At 35.1% G+C, this 14,133-nt stretch carries 14 protein-coding genes; 4 read left to right on the top strand and 10 right to left on the bottom strand.

What is annotated here, in order from left to right:
- Positions 1-88: 88 nt before the first annotated feature.
- Together K350_RS0121575 and K350_RS0121565 are read right to left on the bottom strand one after the other, a co-directional pair.
- Positions 89-574, bottom strand: coding sequence for a DinB family protein (locus tag K350_RS0121575; RefSeq protein ID WP_028981673.1), 486 nt, complete (start codon positions 572-574; stop codon positions 89-91).
- Positions 575-909: 335 nt separating this feature from the next.
- Positions 910-2,373, bottom strand: coding sequence for a T9SS type A sorting domain-containing protein (locus K350_RS0121565; RefSeq protein ID WP_028981672.1), 1,464 nt, complete (start codon positions 2,371-2,373; stop codon positions 910-912).
- Between the two features lie 294 nt (positions 2,374-2,667).
- On the opposite strand from K350_RS0121565, the gene K350_RS0121560 reads away from it, so the two are divergent.
- The gene (locus K350_RS0121560; protein ID WP_028981671.1) at positions 2,668-3,417 is read left to right on the top strand and encodes an NADPH-dependent F420 reductase; all 750 of its coding nucleotides are present in this window, start codon (positions 2,668-2,670) and stop codon (positions 3,415-3,417) included.
- 27 nt (positions 3,418-3,444) lie between these two features.
- Here K350_RS0121560 and K350_RS0121555 read toward each other — a convergent pair whose 3' ends face one another.
- Both K350_RS0121555 and K350_RS0121550 read right to left on the bottom strand, forming a co-directional pair.
- On the bottom strand, positions 3,445-4,071 hold the full coding sequence (locus tag K350_RS0121555) for a metallophosphatase domain-containing protein (RefSeq protein WP_028981670.1): 627 nt from the start codon (positions 4,069-4,071) through the stop codon (positions 3,445-3,447).
- A 22-nt stretch (positions 4,072-4,093) separates the two neighbouring features.
- Positions 4,094-4,444, bottom strand: coding sequence for a DUF2200 domain-containing protein (locus K350_RS0121550; protein ID WP_028981669.1), 351 nt, complete (start codon positions 4,442-4,444; stop codon positions 4,094-4,096).
- A 379-nt stretch (positions 4,445-4,823) separates the two neighbouring features.
- Between K350_RS0121550 and K350_RS0121545 the strand changes: the two genes are divergently transcribed.
- Positions 4,824-5,207 carry a T9SS type A sorting domain-containing protein gene (locus K350_RS0121545; protein WP_028981668.1) on the top strand — a complete coding sequence of 128 codons (384 nt, stop codon included), beginning with the start codon at positions 4,824-4,826 and terminating at the stop codon, positions 5,205-5,207.
- Positions 5,208-5,405: 198 nt separating this feature from the next.
- Here the strand turns inward: K350_RS0121545 and K350_RS0121540 are convergent, their stop codons facing one another.
- A complete protein-coding gene (locus K350_RS0121540; protein WP_028981667.1) occupies positions 5,406-6,317 on the bottom strand; it encodes a bestrophin family protein in 912 nt (303 codons plus the stop codon).
- A gap of 251 nt (positions 6,318-6,568) precedes the next feature.
- Here K350_RS0121540 and K350_RS0121535 point away from each other — a divergent pair, with 251 nt between their 5' ends.
- Positions 6,569-6,799: a hypothetical protein gene (locus tag K350_RS0121535; RefSeq protein WP_037576567.1), complete on the top strand. Its 231-nt coding sequence runs from the start codon at positions 6,569-6,571 to the stop codon at positions 6,797-6,799.
- Positions 6,800-7,446: 647 nt separating this feature from the next.
- Here K350_RS0121535 and K350_RS0121530 read toward each other — a convergent pair.
- From K350_RS0121530 to K350_RS0121500, 5 genes are all read right to left on the bottom strand, one after another.
- Positions 7,447-8,040: a hypothetical protein gene (locus K350_RS0121530; protein ID WP_156027134.1), complete on the bottom strand. Its 594-nt coding sequence runs from the start codon at positions 8,038-8,040 to the stop codon at positions 7,447-7,449.
- A 468-nt stretch (positions 8,041-8,508) separates the two neighbouring features.
- The gene (locus tag K350_RS0121525; RefSeq protein WP_028981664.1) at positions 8,509-9,030 is read right to left on the bottom strand and encodes a hypothetical protein; all 522 of its coding nucleotides are present in this window, start codon (positions 9,028-9,030) and stop codon (positions 8,509-8,511) included.
- A 121-nt stretch (positions 9,031-9,151) separates the two neighbouring features.
- Entirely contained in the window at positions 9,152-9,751 is a 600-nt protein-coding gene (locus tag K350_RS0121520; RefSeq protein ID WP_028981663.1) for a hypothetical protein, read from the bottom strand.
- Between the two features lie 75 nt (positions 9,752-9,826).
- Positions 9,827-10,390: a hypothetical protein gene (locus tag K350_RS29870; RefSeq protein WP_051313469.1), complete on the bottom strand. Its 564-nt coding sequence runs from the start codon at positions 10,388-10,390 to the stop codon at positions 9,827-9,829.
- Between the two features lie 294 nt (positions 10,391-10,684).
- The gene (locus tag K350_RS0121500) at positions 10,685-11,611 is read right to left on the bottom strand and encodes a TerC family protein (protein WP_028981662.1); all 927 of its coding nucleotides are present in this window, start codon (positions 11,609-11,611) and stop codon (positions 10,685-10,687) included.
- Between the two features lie 350 nt (positions 11,612-11,961).
- Here K350_RS0121500 and K350_RS31570 point away from each other — a divergent pair, with 350 nt between their 5' ends.
- A complete protein-coding gene (locus K350_RS31570) occupies positions 11,962-14,094 on the top strand; it encodes a M43 family zinc metalloprotease (RefSeq protein WP_051313467.1) in 2,133 nt (710 codons plus the stop codon).
- Positions 14,095-14,133 lie beyond the last annotated feature (39 nt).

The raw sequence follows: 14,133 nt of genomic DNA, 5'->3' as shown, positions 1-14,133 counted from the left end.
AAGAGATTAAGTTCAGTTTTTCAAATCTGTTAAACAAAGATATCCTAAAGAAATAAATCTTAGGATATCTTCAATATTTTCTTACAAATTATCTTTCATAAAATGCTGGTGGCGCAATTCCCAATGATCTGAGATAAACATACCCTTGTCCTCTGTGATGAATCTCGTTGTCAATAAAATACAAAACAGTAGAATACAAAGCATCTTCATATAGCCCAAATGCGGCCTCCACAGTCTGAAATCTTTCAATGGGAATCAGAGGCCATAGCCTGTCAATTCTTTCTGTCAATTTATCCCAAAGATTAAGGAGCTCAGCTTTAGATTTAGGCTTTTCCTTCACTTCGTCTTTCCAATTCCCATCAATCAACCCTTGTACTCCCGGATAGCCCATTTCAATCATTTCCATTGCAAGAACAGAAAATGAGCGCATTCCTCCAATTGAATAGTTAAACAATTTGTCTTCAGGAAAGGCATCAATTACACGACGGGTTAATCTTCGATGGCCTTGCCACTGATCTAAAAGCTGGTTTGCACTGATTACAACTTCCTGATTTTTAACTACTGCATTTTCCATGTATTTCAAAGGTTTAGTTATTAATATTTTAAATGATGATACAAAGAAAAGGAGGGCATGTGACAGCATTATGTCAGTAGCTTTAAAAAATTTTCATTTTGAGAAATAAGATAAGGACTCTTCAAAAAAAAAGATATATGTGGAGATGAATTACTTACTAAATTAATGAATGCATTATAGTAAAATTTGGCCGACTAAGAATCAGATAACTTAACGGACAATTTATTTTCACAAAAAAATAGCCCCAAAAATCGGGGCTATCAAATCATTTTAAACTATAAAAAATAACATATTCTGAAGAAGAAGGAGTTTAATTCTTTAAGAAGTAAATGTAATTATTCAACAACAAGCTTCTCTGTAAAAACTTCAGTATCCGTTTTGATTTTAATATTGTAGATGCCTTTTTTCAGAGTACTCACATTTATTGTTCCTTCGCTAACAGTAAGTGGAATGATTTCTCCTATAAGTGATACCACTTCTGCAGAAACCACTGATAGGTTGTTATTCAATTTAACCTCATTACCTGATGATGGGTTAGGGTAAATTATAGCTTTGCCTGCTGATTCTTCATCCAGATCAAAATCATGAGCAGATCTGTATGGTGTATATTGATAAAATGGCATTCTGAAAGCAGCACCTTCATTGCCAATAGTCAATTGGTTGTCTGAATTTGAAGCACCCGCAAGAACATTGTCACCATCAATAGCAACAGCATAACCTAAAGCCCTAACAGTGAGATTTGCAGGAGTACCAACATTCAAAATTCCTTTGTATTTATAACCTCCCTCATCATTATAAAGATATACTTTACCTTGCTCAGGATTAGTGCCAGCGCTAGCTCCTCTTGGTGCACCTACTACCGCTCTGTTGTACTGAATAGCTACTGAATGTCCGAATTGATCACCTGCTCCTGTTCCTGATGTTGCCGGAGGAACCAAGGTACTTTTTAAACTCCACAAATTATTCTGAAAAACAAGTACTGCTGATTTTCTGGCAGATGGGTCACCAGCAATCACATGATTATCTGTGATGTCCACATCATAACCAAATCTGGTCTGATAAACAGGCAAGCCGGTAAACTGATCATAAATGGGAATTCCCCATGCTGCAGGATTTGGAGCATATCCTTGTTCAAGAGTCCAGGCATTATTCTGATACTTATAAATGTATATTGAATGATCACCAGGAGCACCTACAACAATTTTGTTGCCTCTGATTGCTACAGAGATACCAAAGTCTGCATGAACATTACCAGAACCATTGGCAATTACCGTCTTTCTAACCCAGTTATTGTTAACAAGATTCCAAATTTCTATATATCCTCCATGCTGAGAATTACTTACGTTAGGAGCGCCGATTACCATCCAGTTATCGTGGATATCCAAGGCACGGCCAAACTGGTCATGGTCTCCGGGATTCAATGCAGTAATGACTGTATTAAAATTATTCTGAGGGTTTCCGTTTAAATGTTTTGAAAGATAGACTGCACCTTGATTGACATTACCAGTCTGAGGGGCACCTGCGGCAATCCACGAACTGTTCATACCATGTGAATATCCGAATAAACCAGATCCCGGACCTTGAGTCTGAAACAACAGTTGATTGTTTTTAAATACATTCAATCCACTCCAGAATTCAGATCCGATAAGAGAATAACCATTGTACTCTGTAGCAGAAAATCCCCATTCTTTTATTCCAACAGGATTTGGAAACAGAAGTCTTGTAGCCTGGCCATGAGCCATGATGGAAGCGGAAACCATTAATACTGCCGCTAATCCTTTTTTGAAAACTTTTACCATGTGTCGTTATATTTTTCTACATATATAGAAAAATAAATCTTTCACACTCAAGGTATTTAATAATTGTAGGTCACGAATTGACGAACGTCGACTGGGTATTTACAAGAGGCATTTTCAGAGGTAATAAAATCCTTTATTTTAGAGTCAAAATTCGATTGTCCGAATACCCCGTTACAAAGTCTAATCTCCCCCTTTCCAGAAACAATTATAAGGTATATTTTTGAACTATATCATAAACATCTGATAAATAAAACCTCTTTAGTAAAGGAGTTAATTTTTAATCAATAGAACAATATGAAAATAGGAATAATCGGAGCAGGACAAATTGGAGGCACGTTGATTCGGCAATATTCAAAAGCGGGTCATAAAGTTAAAATGACCAATTCCAGTGGAGTAGAAAAGCTTAAAAGTTTAGCTTTGGAAACAGGAGCTACTGCTGTTCCATTGACGGAAGTCGTAAATGATGTTGATGTAATCGTAATAAGTATTCCTTTAATTGGCGTACCCGAATTACCAAAAAGTATTTTTAAAAACGTTTCTGCCAATACCGTCATTATTGACACCTGTAACTATTATCCTATCAGAGATGGTAAGATTCAAGTTATCGAAGATGGTATGCCTGAAAGTATTTGGGTATCGAACCACATTCAACAACCGGTTATAAAAGTTTACAATAGTATTTTATATGGTTCTCTTGTAAATTCCGGTCTTCCCAAAGGTACGGAGTCACGTATCGCACTGCCAATTTCCGGTGATGTTAAACAATTAAAAACATTGGTATCTACTCTTGTTAATGACAGCGGATTTGATTCATTGGATTGCGGAACTCTTCAGGATTCATGGAGACAACAGCCAGGAAGTCCTGCCTATTGTACTGATTTAACTTTAGCTCAATTGAAAAAGTCTATTGGAAAAGCAAGGAAAGAACTATTAGCAGAAAGACGGGAGCTCGGCTTGAAATACATTTTAACACACGATCCTGAGCTATGGAGGGATAACGTTGAATACAATAGAAAAATTTATGAAAGTGATCTAGACAGCTAGAACAAACTATACTATATTTTATACTTACTATAACTCAAAGGTAATCACTTCATTTTTCAAATTATAGTTTTCATCAATCACAGCTGCATTGATGAACTTTATCCCTGATGAAACAACTTCTCCGTATGCTTCATGAATATGTCCGCATATATGTACTTTCGGATTCACCTCGTATACTTTGTTTAGCAGGTCCTCACAACCTACATTTAGACCTCTGGTAGTTTGATCGAGTATACCAAATGCTGGCCCATGAGTAATTAATATATCTGTGTCAGATGGGATCAATTCCCAGTGCTTGATAATAGGATTTCCACGATGGCGATTAAAAGCCCAGTTATAAAACCAAGGCGTCACAGGAGAACCCCAAATTTTTATATTATTGATTGTTATTCCACTATCGCACAAGTATGTCACATCAGGAGGAACTATACTTAAAATATGCTTATCAGGATTTCTTTCAAAGAAAAAATCATGATTTCCTGCAATAAATATTTTATGCTTAAAATCGAGCTTACTGAACCAGCCCATAAAATCTATGATTTCATCCTCCTCTCCACGCCTGCTTATATCACCAGCATGTATGATCACATTTCCTTTTGGGAGTTCCAGTTTTCTATGTTGACCATGAGAATCGGATAAAACAACAAATTTCATATTTTATAAAATCTCATTCTTACTACTTCCTCAAAATCTTTTCCATGGCCTTTCCCTTTGCCAACTCATCAATCAGCTTATCTAAATAACGAATCTTCTGCATCAATTCGTCTTCGATCTCTTCCACGCGATAGCCACAAATTACACCAGTAATTTTTGAAACATTAGGATTCATTTGTGGAGCCTGGCTGAAGAAGGTTTCAAAATCAATTTTATTATCGATTATTCCTTGCAATGCTTGCTGATCATAACCTGTAAGCCAAAAAATAATTTCATCTACCTCTGCTTTTGTACGTCCCTTTTTCTCCGCCTTGGTTATGTAATGGGGATAAACACTAGCAAAAGACATTTTAAATATTCTAGTATTTTTCATCAGTCAGAATTTTAAATTTACTTTACTTCTTTTTTCAAACTCGATTTCTGTTCGTTTTCATGCTTTCAGAATTTGATCATTATTGTAATCATCAATATTCTTGAAATTGTGAAAATAAATCACCCTGAGGTTAATTATCAAATCGATTACCTCAAAATTAAATATTCTATTGAACTTCTAAAAACGCATGGCTAATTCCAAAGATTTTGTGACTCTGTAATTATAGGTAATCTCTGGAAATTAAGAACCAAAGACATTTATTTTTTAGATCAACAATCAATTTAAAAATTCATTTATTATATTGACAACAAATTAAAAATCTGAATTATATTAACAAGTATTAGTCAGATAATTTCAGGACTTTTTCAGCTCAACCAGAATGAGCATTTTTGAATCTTTATTTTTTTTAGCAAATAAACGGAACTACTGTCACAATGGCCAGCTGAATACAGAAACCTTCCCACCTGGAACATACACCATTAATGCTATTCCATATTCTGGAATCAATGCTACAGGTACTGCGGGGCTGCCAAAAACCTTACAACTGACAGTAATAAACAGTGCAGCTAGAATGGCTGATAGTTTTGAGCAACCTGTCATAGCCGACTGTTATCCGAATCCGACTTCAGATTTTGTTAACATCAAAATGAATGCTGTTCAAGGAGGTGAAGCCTTGTTTGAGATATACGATATGACAGGAATACTTCAGGAAAAAATTTACGAAGGTAATGCTGAAAGTGGACAGTCCCTTGAATTTTTATAGGATGCAAGCGAATCAACACCAGATGTGTATGTTTTAGGTGCCAGGATTGGAGATCAGAAGCAAGTGAGGAAGCTAGTAGTGAAATAACAATGATTAATAATTAATAAGCTAATTACCTTTCTCTTAAAAGGTAATATTTTATGTATAGTTCGGGAGTGACAATTAAACTAAGTCAGCTAATTTTTCCATAATAAATTCTCATAGAATGTATTCTCCATTAACAGCAGCTACAGGCTCAGGTATTTTTTTTTCACCCATCATCTCAAGAAGATTTATTTCAATTACTCTTGATATCTGATTTAATGGCATGCCGGAAGAAACCTCCTCGAAAGGCTCCATAAGCGCCATTCCGTTTTGATGTGATACATGAAATACAAATCCCATAATCCATCCAAGCAATACTGACCAGATGCCCATGGAATCTGCAAGAATGAAGGTTATAAAAATCACCAATACCCAAATGAAAAGTTTTGTAAAATATCTATAAGAGGTAGGAAACACCGTATTATTAATACGCTCTGATTTTCCCATATGATCAGTAAACAATGTAATAAATCCATTGAACTGAATAAATCGAAACTCGCTTATGCAATTATGCTTTGTCAGGTACTCCACATCCATCGCATTAAGAGAAAGGATCGCATTAGGTATATTACTTTCTTTGCTTATCAGTTCAAGTTCCTGATGAGTAAAGAACTGTTTATAGTAGCCATCTGCCTTTTTCCTTAATGATTCTTTAAGCGCATATACAAAGCCAATTTGACGAAGTATCATTTTTCTCTTGATAAGCTCCAGTTCTTCCGCTTTCAGATTTCCTGGGATAGCATACTGCAATATATTACGTGCCCAACTTCTGGAATCGTTTACCAAAGCTCCCCAGATAATGCGGGCTTCCCACCACCTGTCATAAGCTTGGTTGTTGTTAAAACCAACGAAGAAGGCAAGTGCTGTACCAAGCAAGGTAGGTAGCATAGGAGGAAATTGTATAGCTTTAGCTATTACATGTTCATGCACATAGTAAGTAGCAAAGCAGGTTGCAATGATCAAAAGATCTACCTTCCAGGTGTATCTTAATATCCTGAATAAACTTAAACTGGGTGTTAATACCATTTAGTAAAACAATTTGCCAATAAAAACATTTGCGACGAGTATAATAATAACCTGGATACCCTTGTGAAGTTTTATTCTTAATTTGAAGATATCATAGAGAGCTGGAATATTGTAATCTCAATTGAGTTATCTCAGAAAAAATATTTTCATTCCTTTTAGTTTAATTAAACATTTTTGAATAAAAAGAATTACATGTAATAAATCATTATACCCAAAACATAGAGGTCATATCTCTTAAATTAAATACAAACATGAAAAACAGATTACTATCAGCACTCATGATCGGACTTGGAATTACAATGATCAGTTGTAACGGAGATGAAAAGAGTTCTCATAGAAGTGTTAAGGACGATTCTACAGCCGTTGAAGTAACTCGAGAGAGAGAAATTAAGGAAGGAGATTCGGTAGAACAAAATAATAACACAGGACAAGGAAAAGGGTCTGGAGCTGTGGGACAAGACTCTACCTCCAAAAACCAGTAATCCTATTTTTGATTTCAGCTCAAACGCTTCATACATTGCATTAAAAGACGAAAATAAAAGTCCTTATAAGTTGATCTGCTGTACTACTTTTAATTTAATTGTAGAGAGTTTATACTTTTCTTATCAATCCTTCTCTGAATAATCATGTGAACTAAATTTTCACAGAAAACTAATACACCAAAGATATAAATTATTGATCAACTTTATTCATACAGATTGTTTTGGAATTCTCTACCAGAACATCTGCTGATTAAGCCTATTACCTAACACTTGCCGACTCATTAGCTATAATTTGATTAACTTTTATTTAGAACATTCACAAAAATAATCTGCTGGATACCGGTGCATTGTATGGTTTCTTTTTTATCAAAGATGTAAGAGGTATCCTTTGAAACAATCCTATACTCAGTTGATGGATATGCCTTAACAAGTTGATTGATTGAATCTTTAATTAATTTGTTGTCATCATAAGGATCGTAGCTTTGACAATATTCCTTTTCAAGAATTAAACTCCCATCAGAGATTAAATTTATTGTTACTTTTGAACACTCTGATCCATTGATACAATCGCAGCTGCATCAGTACAATACAATTACTTATATTTTTATTTCCATAAATAGTATTAGAGTATCCGGTATTACAAAAAATTAATCCAATAGCTTTGTAATTCGTTCTTCCCATTCGTATTCCTTGCTTTTAATTGTCCCGTGAAGTGTTTCACGATCAAATCGTTTCTGAGTCACAATAAGGCTATCATGGAGCTGATCCGCTTTTTCTATAAGTGATTCTGTCTGCCACGTCCAATATTTATTTAACTCATTAACCCTATGAGAAAAATATAAAGAAATACCGGAGTGAACCCGCTCATGTTTTAATAAACTTTCTGAGTATTTGCTTGTCCAGGACTTCTTAGTATCTATCACAGGAATACTTATAACCCTCGGATAATTATATACTTCATTCACTTTAAAACGGAATGTGCTATTTATCTGGGCATCTGCATAAGCAATATGTCCATCCAGATTCAATTCTTCCTTGATCGGACTGCCTTGAAAATCATTCCAGCCTATTTCAGACATATCAGTGTATGGCTTGCTGGTCTTTCCAACAAACAGTTTAAACAGATACGTATCGCTTACACAAAGAATTACTAAACTTAATGCAGCTACTGGTAAAAGTGTTTTATAAATCTGGTCTTTTAATTCAGAATCAGGAATATTTCTGTTCAGCAGCAAAATCATAGCAGACAAGCCTATCAAGAAAAAGTTTATACCAATGTTATAGAAGATGAAATGAATTTTTGTGCACCATATAAACATTAACATAAAAATTAAAAGATTAATCATTCCTAGAAAATACCTCCTTCGGAAAACACAGATAACAAACTGAACAAATTGATATACAGAAAAGACAAATGGAATAAAAATAGCAATAGCCACCTTCCCTGGCCAATTAATAATCCAGAGAATTAATTGCGTGAAGACAAAAGTAAGAAAGTAAATAATTATAAATTTGTAACCTCTCATTCCACTTATAAGATATTAAGTTCTTTAACGAACATTCGTCATTAAAGGCTCATCACTATTCCTTTTTGATCAAACAAAAACTTTAAAGAAGGATAAACTACTACCTTTCAAAGGAAAAAGATAAATGGACACTCTCAATTTTTTTTAGCACATACACTTTACTTATTTTAGCTCCGTTTCATGCTATGACAATTTAAAGAATAATATACTTCCATCTGGCACTTTACTTTCAGCTACAGCTTGTTCGATCTTACCATAAAACTCAACTATATCAATTGGTTTATTATTCATTATCCTACCATAAAAAATCTGTTCAACATTTATTCCATACTTTTTATCTGAGGAAATCAGACTCCAACCCACATCCTTTAATGAACTATTTTCTATATATACCCATTCCCATCCAAAATCTTGTCTGAGCTGTTCAGCGAAAACAATTGCAAGTCCGAAGGTAGCATGCCAGACACTGTTGTAATCTGCGATAGGAAATTCTGTAGTTCTATTTAAAGCATCGATAGCATCTTTCAAATTACTTAAGGTAATATCTTTTGTCAATGTATCTTCTTCCGATTTTGATAACCAAAACATCAATTCCATTCCAGCCTGGTATTCAAAATCTAAAGTTGCTATTTCCTCCTGATTGGGTTTTCTATAGTCAAGATCAGAGATTGGGATTTGTATAAAGTTGTTTATTTCTTGAGACATTAGATTAATTGAGATAAAAATATAAATAATAATTTCAGACGATACTTTTTATTTTATCGAGCGCTTCAGAATAAAGACAGCAGATTCAACATATGTATAGTCACCATCTGGACCATTTCACTTATTCCTTAATCCGAATTGTTTGAATGATAGAATCCGCTGTGCTGATATTCTTTTCTGACAAGCAATAGACTGTTACCCAGACATCCTTTGTCTTACCTAATAGAAAGACATCATATACATCATGATACATATGCATAAGCGGACGTATATGTACTTCATAAGCTTTTTGGGCATTGAACACTTTTGCATCCAGATCTTTGAACTTTACATCTTTATAATCACGAAAAGTCTTGTCTACGTAACATGAATCATAACGCCTTTTACAATCAGCCATATTATATCGAGGTTGTTCATATACAATCATTGTGATGCCATCAGACGTTTTCTTTTTCAAAGGTAATTCAACCCCATCCTTGCTAACATCTGGTACTCTTTCTAATACTTTCTCTAAAGTAAAGGATTTTTGCACTTCAACTCTTGTGCTATTCAGATCAATTGTCTTAGTTGTCGAGTCTACCCAATCTTTGGGACAGTACAACACAAAATCTTTTCTCTCAATTTTCTCCCAGCCATGTGGTGTCTTATTTGTACAGGAAGTTGCAAAAATTATAATAAGTAGGACTACAATTGTTAAGTGTGTTTTGATTCTGATATTCATAATGAAAAAAGTTATAAATTGATATTCTATCAGTCATGGGATAGGCTTTTGGACATAACTCAAAGTTCTATCTTATCAAATCTCCTGCCCATACTCATTGAGTACATACATGTCTCCATTCCAATCTATCAGTTTTATTTTATCTCCTCGTAATTCAATTGATACTCTGCCATCTTGCGTGACAAAAATGTCGCGTGCTCCAAAACTCCACTTCTCATTTCCTTCTTTGTCTATCCTTGTTATTTGAAGCTCACCGTGGACAACAAGGTCATCCATAAAATGATATACACCAAAACATGTCGAAAGATCTAGTCTCTTTCTCCAATTTATTCTAAGCTCTGGAATTGAAAGAGAGTAAATCATATCAGAACAACAGATTACTAATGAATTACCCTTTACTACAGCAGAATTATGATGAATTGTCGTAGCTCCTCCTATTTCACTTATAATTGCGCTGGTTAATTCTTTTCCATCCTTATATACTCTTACTCCATGCTTTGAACTTGGATGGACTCTGTCCTTAATAGCCATTCCCTCAAAATATTCAAAATCATACGAGCTTTTATTGTCGACAGACTTCAATGTATAAGAAGAGTCATCAACTATTTTAATAGTATAACCATTGTAACTAATTTCCATTTTTTAATAAGAGCCAAACAGAATAACAAAATCAGGAATCATCTTTTCAATGATAAGATTGCTTATATCTTTTAATTCCTCCTTTTTAAGTTCCGGAAGATGTTCCAGGCTGGTCTTCAATTTATTAATCCATTTATATAAACCTCAATTTATCTAAAAGGAAAAACAATTGCAAAATTATCAGCAAGAGTTCGAGTAAGTGCAAGGGAGCCTTCAATTTTATTGCTGTTGCCTCTACTCTTGCTGGCTGCAATAAACACATCTACCTGGTATAAAAAAATAAGACAACCACTATCAGGACTTTTTCTGATCTATTCTTCGCTCAACTATTGCAGACCCAACCATACTTATTATTAATATCCCGATTACCACAACCAATGCGATCTCTGTTGGTATTTTAAAAATATCTGTCAATATCATTTTTACACCTACAAAAATTAATATAGCTGCTAAACCATAATGCAGATAACGGAACTTTTGCATAAGCCCTGCAAATGCAAAATAAAGTGACCTCATTCCCAATATGGCAAACACATTGGATGTATAAACTATAAATTTATCTGTAGTAATGGCCAGAATAGCAGGAATAGAATCAACGGCGAAAATCAAATCGGTAGTTTCAATCATGACCAGACCAAAAAATAAAGGAGTCATGTGTCGTTTATGATCTACTTTTGTAAAAAATTTATCTCCATCATATTTTGAAGTTGCAGGCATAAATCTTTTAATCAGATTAATCACGAAATTTTTTTCAGGATCTACTTCCTTTTTTTTATGAACTGCCATTCTGATTCCGATGACAATCAGAAAAGCCCCAAATAAATAAACGAGCCAATGAAAACGCTCCAGTAATGCTATTCCCAGAAATATAAAAACAGCTCTCATCACCAGAGCACCAAGAATTCCCCAAAAAAGTACTCTGTGCTGATATTGATCGGGAACTTGCAGATATTTAAAAATTAACACTATCACAAAAATATTATCAATGCTGAGTGATTTTTCAATAAGGTATCCCGTAAGAAAGGAAAGGGCCTGATCAGGACCCTGCCATAAATAAATAATAAAATTAAAAATTAAAGAAAGAGTGATCCAGAATGCTGTCCAGAGGATTGACTCTTTAAACGAAATAACATGAGCATTTTTATGAAATACTCCTAAATCAAATGCAAGGATGATTAATACAAAAACGTTGAAAAATATCCAGTAAAAAACATTAGGCATATAGTTTAAATAAGAAACAGGTCAATAATCATTCCAAACTCTGACTGCTTTTGGTGACATATTTATCCCAGGATTTAAGCACATTAGGAAATAAATGGACATTTAATGATCAGAGAATTAGAACAACCTGTTTTTCATTTTAAAGTTTATTCAAAGCTTTGAAATTGAAATCAAATGGTCAATTCTATTGCTATTGCTCCCTACTCTTCCCTGTCTGGCATTGCGATAATGCTGTAATTTATTGTACTATCGAATCTTTCTATCTGATCAACAGAAAATATTGAACTAAAAGAGCTAACTTCCGCGAGAGTCTGAAATTTAATCCTATCTATAGAATACATCCTAAGAACATGAAATACCTTCTACTTTTAATAAGTTTATTAGCATCTTCACTTACATATGCCCAGGAGCGTTGCGGCACTATGCAGGTCCGTCAAAATAATATATCCAGAAATCCGGCATTGCTTGAAAAGATTGAAAAGCAAGAGCTACAAACACGAAAATTTACTCGCCAAAATCAAGGGTTAAGGACAACAGCTGTTGCACCTGTAATACCAGTTGTAGTTCACGTGCTCTACAACACGGGCGCTCAGAATATCACAGATGCAATGATTCAGTCTCAAATTGACGTTCTCAATCGTGACTATTCAGCCACTAATACTGATATATCCAATGTTTCTGCAGAGTTTCAACCTGTGATTGGAAATCCAAATATACAATTTGCTCTCGCCATAAGGGACCCAAAAGGCAAGGCTACAAACGGAATCGTAAGAAAACAAACAAATAAAACCAGTTTTTCTTATAGCCAGGAAGAGGCAAAATATAGCAGCAAGGGTGGCGATGACGCCTGGCCATCAGAAAGTTACTTAAATATTTGGGTAGTACCACAAATTGGAGGATCTGGCGGTACAATTCTAGGTTATGCAACTTTTCCAGGTACCGTATCTGCAGCAGAAGATGGTGTTGTAATTGCCTACGATCGATTCGGCCTTAATACAATTTCTGCTGAAAACAACCTTGGTCGGACGGCAACGCATGAAGTAGCTCATTGGTTGAACTTATACCATACTTTCCAGGATGGTTGCGCAGGGACAAACAGCTCAACTTGCGAGACCAGAGGTGACCTGGTATGTGACACTCCTCCATCAAAACAGGACAACTATGATTGTTCTATCAAAAATACTTGTACCGAAAGTTCTGATGAACATAATGATATGGTCATGAATTACATGAATTATGCTGATGATGCTTGTATTGTTATGTTTTCTGCTGGCCAGGCAACAAGAATGCAGGCTGCATTACACGGTCCAAGGGCATCTCTGCTTACATCAAAAGGATTAACACCTCCGATAGTCGCAGCTTTGAATGCTTCCATAGAAAACATATCTGGTGTTACCGGCAACTTCTGTACAAATGCCGTTTATCCTTCCCTAACTATCCGTAATGAAGGTACTACCAATACAATTACCAGCATCAGTTATACTTATAAAGTTGATAATGGAACAGCACAAACATTTTCATGGACAGGTAGCCTCGCAACAGGTGCTGCTACAACGATTAATCTTCCTGCTGTATCAGGCTTATCGAAAGGGAACCATACTTATGAAGTAAATATTACTAAGGTAAATGGGCAGTCAGATGGAAATCCTGAAGATAACCTTTTAACAAAGAGCTTTATTATTTTACAAGTTCAAGATCTTCCATTCTCTGAAAGTTTTGAGAATTCTGGTCTGCTTCCTGATGGCTGGACCATTAACAATCCGGACAAGAGTTCAACCTGGGAAACAACTAATGAAGCCTCATCAAACGGCAGTTACTCTATAAGAGTTAATAACTTTGACTATACAGGTGGAAACGGCCAGATTGATGATCTATTCTCTCCGCTTATTGCTGTTGGAGCAAACGCTATGTTAAAATTTGATTATGCATACAAGCTTTATACAGAAGTAACTGAAGATCCAAATTTCTCAGATACCTTAACTGTACTGGCCAGTTCGGATTGCGGAGTTACTTATGATATTCTTGATAAAAAATCAGGAAGGGATCTGACCACTGGTGATCCATATTTTACAACTGATGCATTTGTTCCAACTGAAAATGAATGGGCCACCCAACCGATCAGCTTAAGTAATTATGAGGGAAAAACCATCCAGATCATATTCAGAAATTCCAGCGACAATGAGAACATGCTTTATCTGGACAATGTCCGCTTTGAAGGCACACCTCTGGGAATAAATGACCCAACTACAGGTGCAGACCAAATAAAGCTATATCCAAATCCGACACAAGGTTCTTTTGTTATAAATGCTGCTAACAATATAGAGTTTATTGGCATTTATGATCTTCTTGGTGGAGAGATTCAAAGTATCAATCCTGACGGAGCAAATCAAATTATAGATTTGAGCGCTGAACCTGCAGGCATATATATTGTAAAAATAAGTACCGGAGGAAGAACGAAAGTCACAAAGGTTATTCTGGATTAAAAGCAAAAAGGCCGCTTATTAGAGCGGCCTTTTTGCTTC

It is taken from the genome of Sporocytophaga myxococcoides DSM 11118 (assembly GCF_000426725.1).
In the GTDB taxonomy this organism is placed as follows: domain Bacteria; phylum Bacteroidota; class Bacteroidia; order Cytophagales; family Cytophagaceae; genus Sporocytophaga; species Sporocytophaga myxococcoides.
This window is presented reverse-complemented; position numbering and strand designations above follow the sequence as displayed.

Coding starts and splice junctions, on each gene's coding strand:
- K350_RS0121575 (WP_028981673.1), bottom strand. CDS start 574: ATGGAAAATGCAGTAGTTAAAAATCAGGAAGTTGTAATCAGTGCAAAC.
- K350_RS0121565 (WP_028981672.1), bottom strand. CDS start 2,373: ATGGTAAAAGTTTTCAAAAAAGGATTAGCGGCAGTATTAATGGTTTCC.
- K350_RS0121560 (WP_028981671.1), top strand. CDS start 2,668: ATGAAAATAGGAATAATCGGAGCAGGACAAATTGGAGGCACGTTGATT.
- K350_RS0121555 (WP_028981670.1), bottom strand. CDS start 4,071: ATGAAATTTGTTGTTTTATCCGATTCTCATGGTCAACATAGAAAACTG.
- K350_RS0121550 (WP_028981669.1), bottom strand. CDS start 4,444: ATGAAAAATACTAGAATATTTAAAATGTCTTTTGCTAGTGTTTATCCC.
- K350_RS0121545 (WP_028981668.1), top strand. CDS start 4,824: ATGAGCATTTTTGAATCTTTATTTTTTTTAGCAAATAAACGGAACTAC.
- K350_RS0121540 (WP_028981667.1), bottom strand. CDS start 6,317: ATGGTATTAACACCCAGTTTAAGTTTATTCAGGATATTAAGATACACC.
- K350_RS0121535 (WP_037576567.1), top strand. CDS start 6,569: ATGAAAAACAGATTACTATCAGCACTCATGATCGGACTTGGAATTACA.
- K350_RS0121530 (WP_156027134.1), bottom strand. CDS start 8,040: ATGATTTTGCTGCTGAACAGAAATATTCCTGATTCTGAATTAAAAGAC.
- K350_RS0121525 (WP_028981664.1), bottom strand. CDS start 9,030: ATGTCTCAAGAAATAAACAACTTTATACAAATCCCAATCTCTGATCTT.
- K350_RS0121520 (WP_028981663.1), bottom strand. CDS start 9,751: ATGAATATCAGAATCAAAACACACTTAACAATTGTAGTCCTACTTATT.
- K350_RS29870 (WP_051313469.1), bottom strand. CDS start 10,390: ATGGAAATTAGTTACAATGGTTATACTATTAAAATAGTTGATGACTCT.
- K350_RS0121500 (WP_028981662.1), bottom strand. CDS start 11,611: ATGCCTAATGTTTTTTACTGGATATTTTTCAACGTTTTTGTATTAATC.
- K350_RS31570 (WP_051313467.1), top strand. CDS start 11,962: ATGAAATACCTTCTACTTTTAATAAGTTTATTAGCATCTTCACTTACA.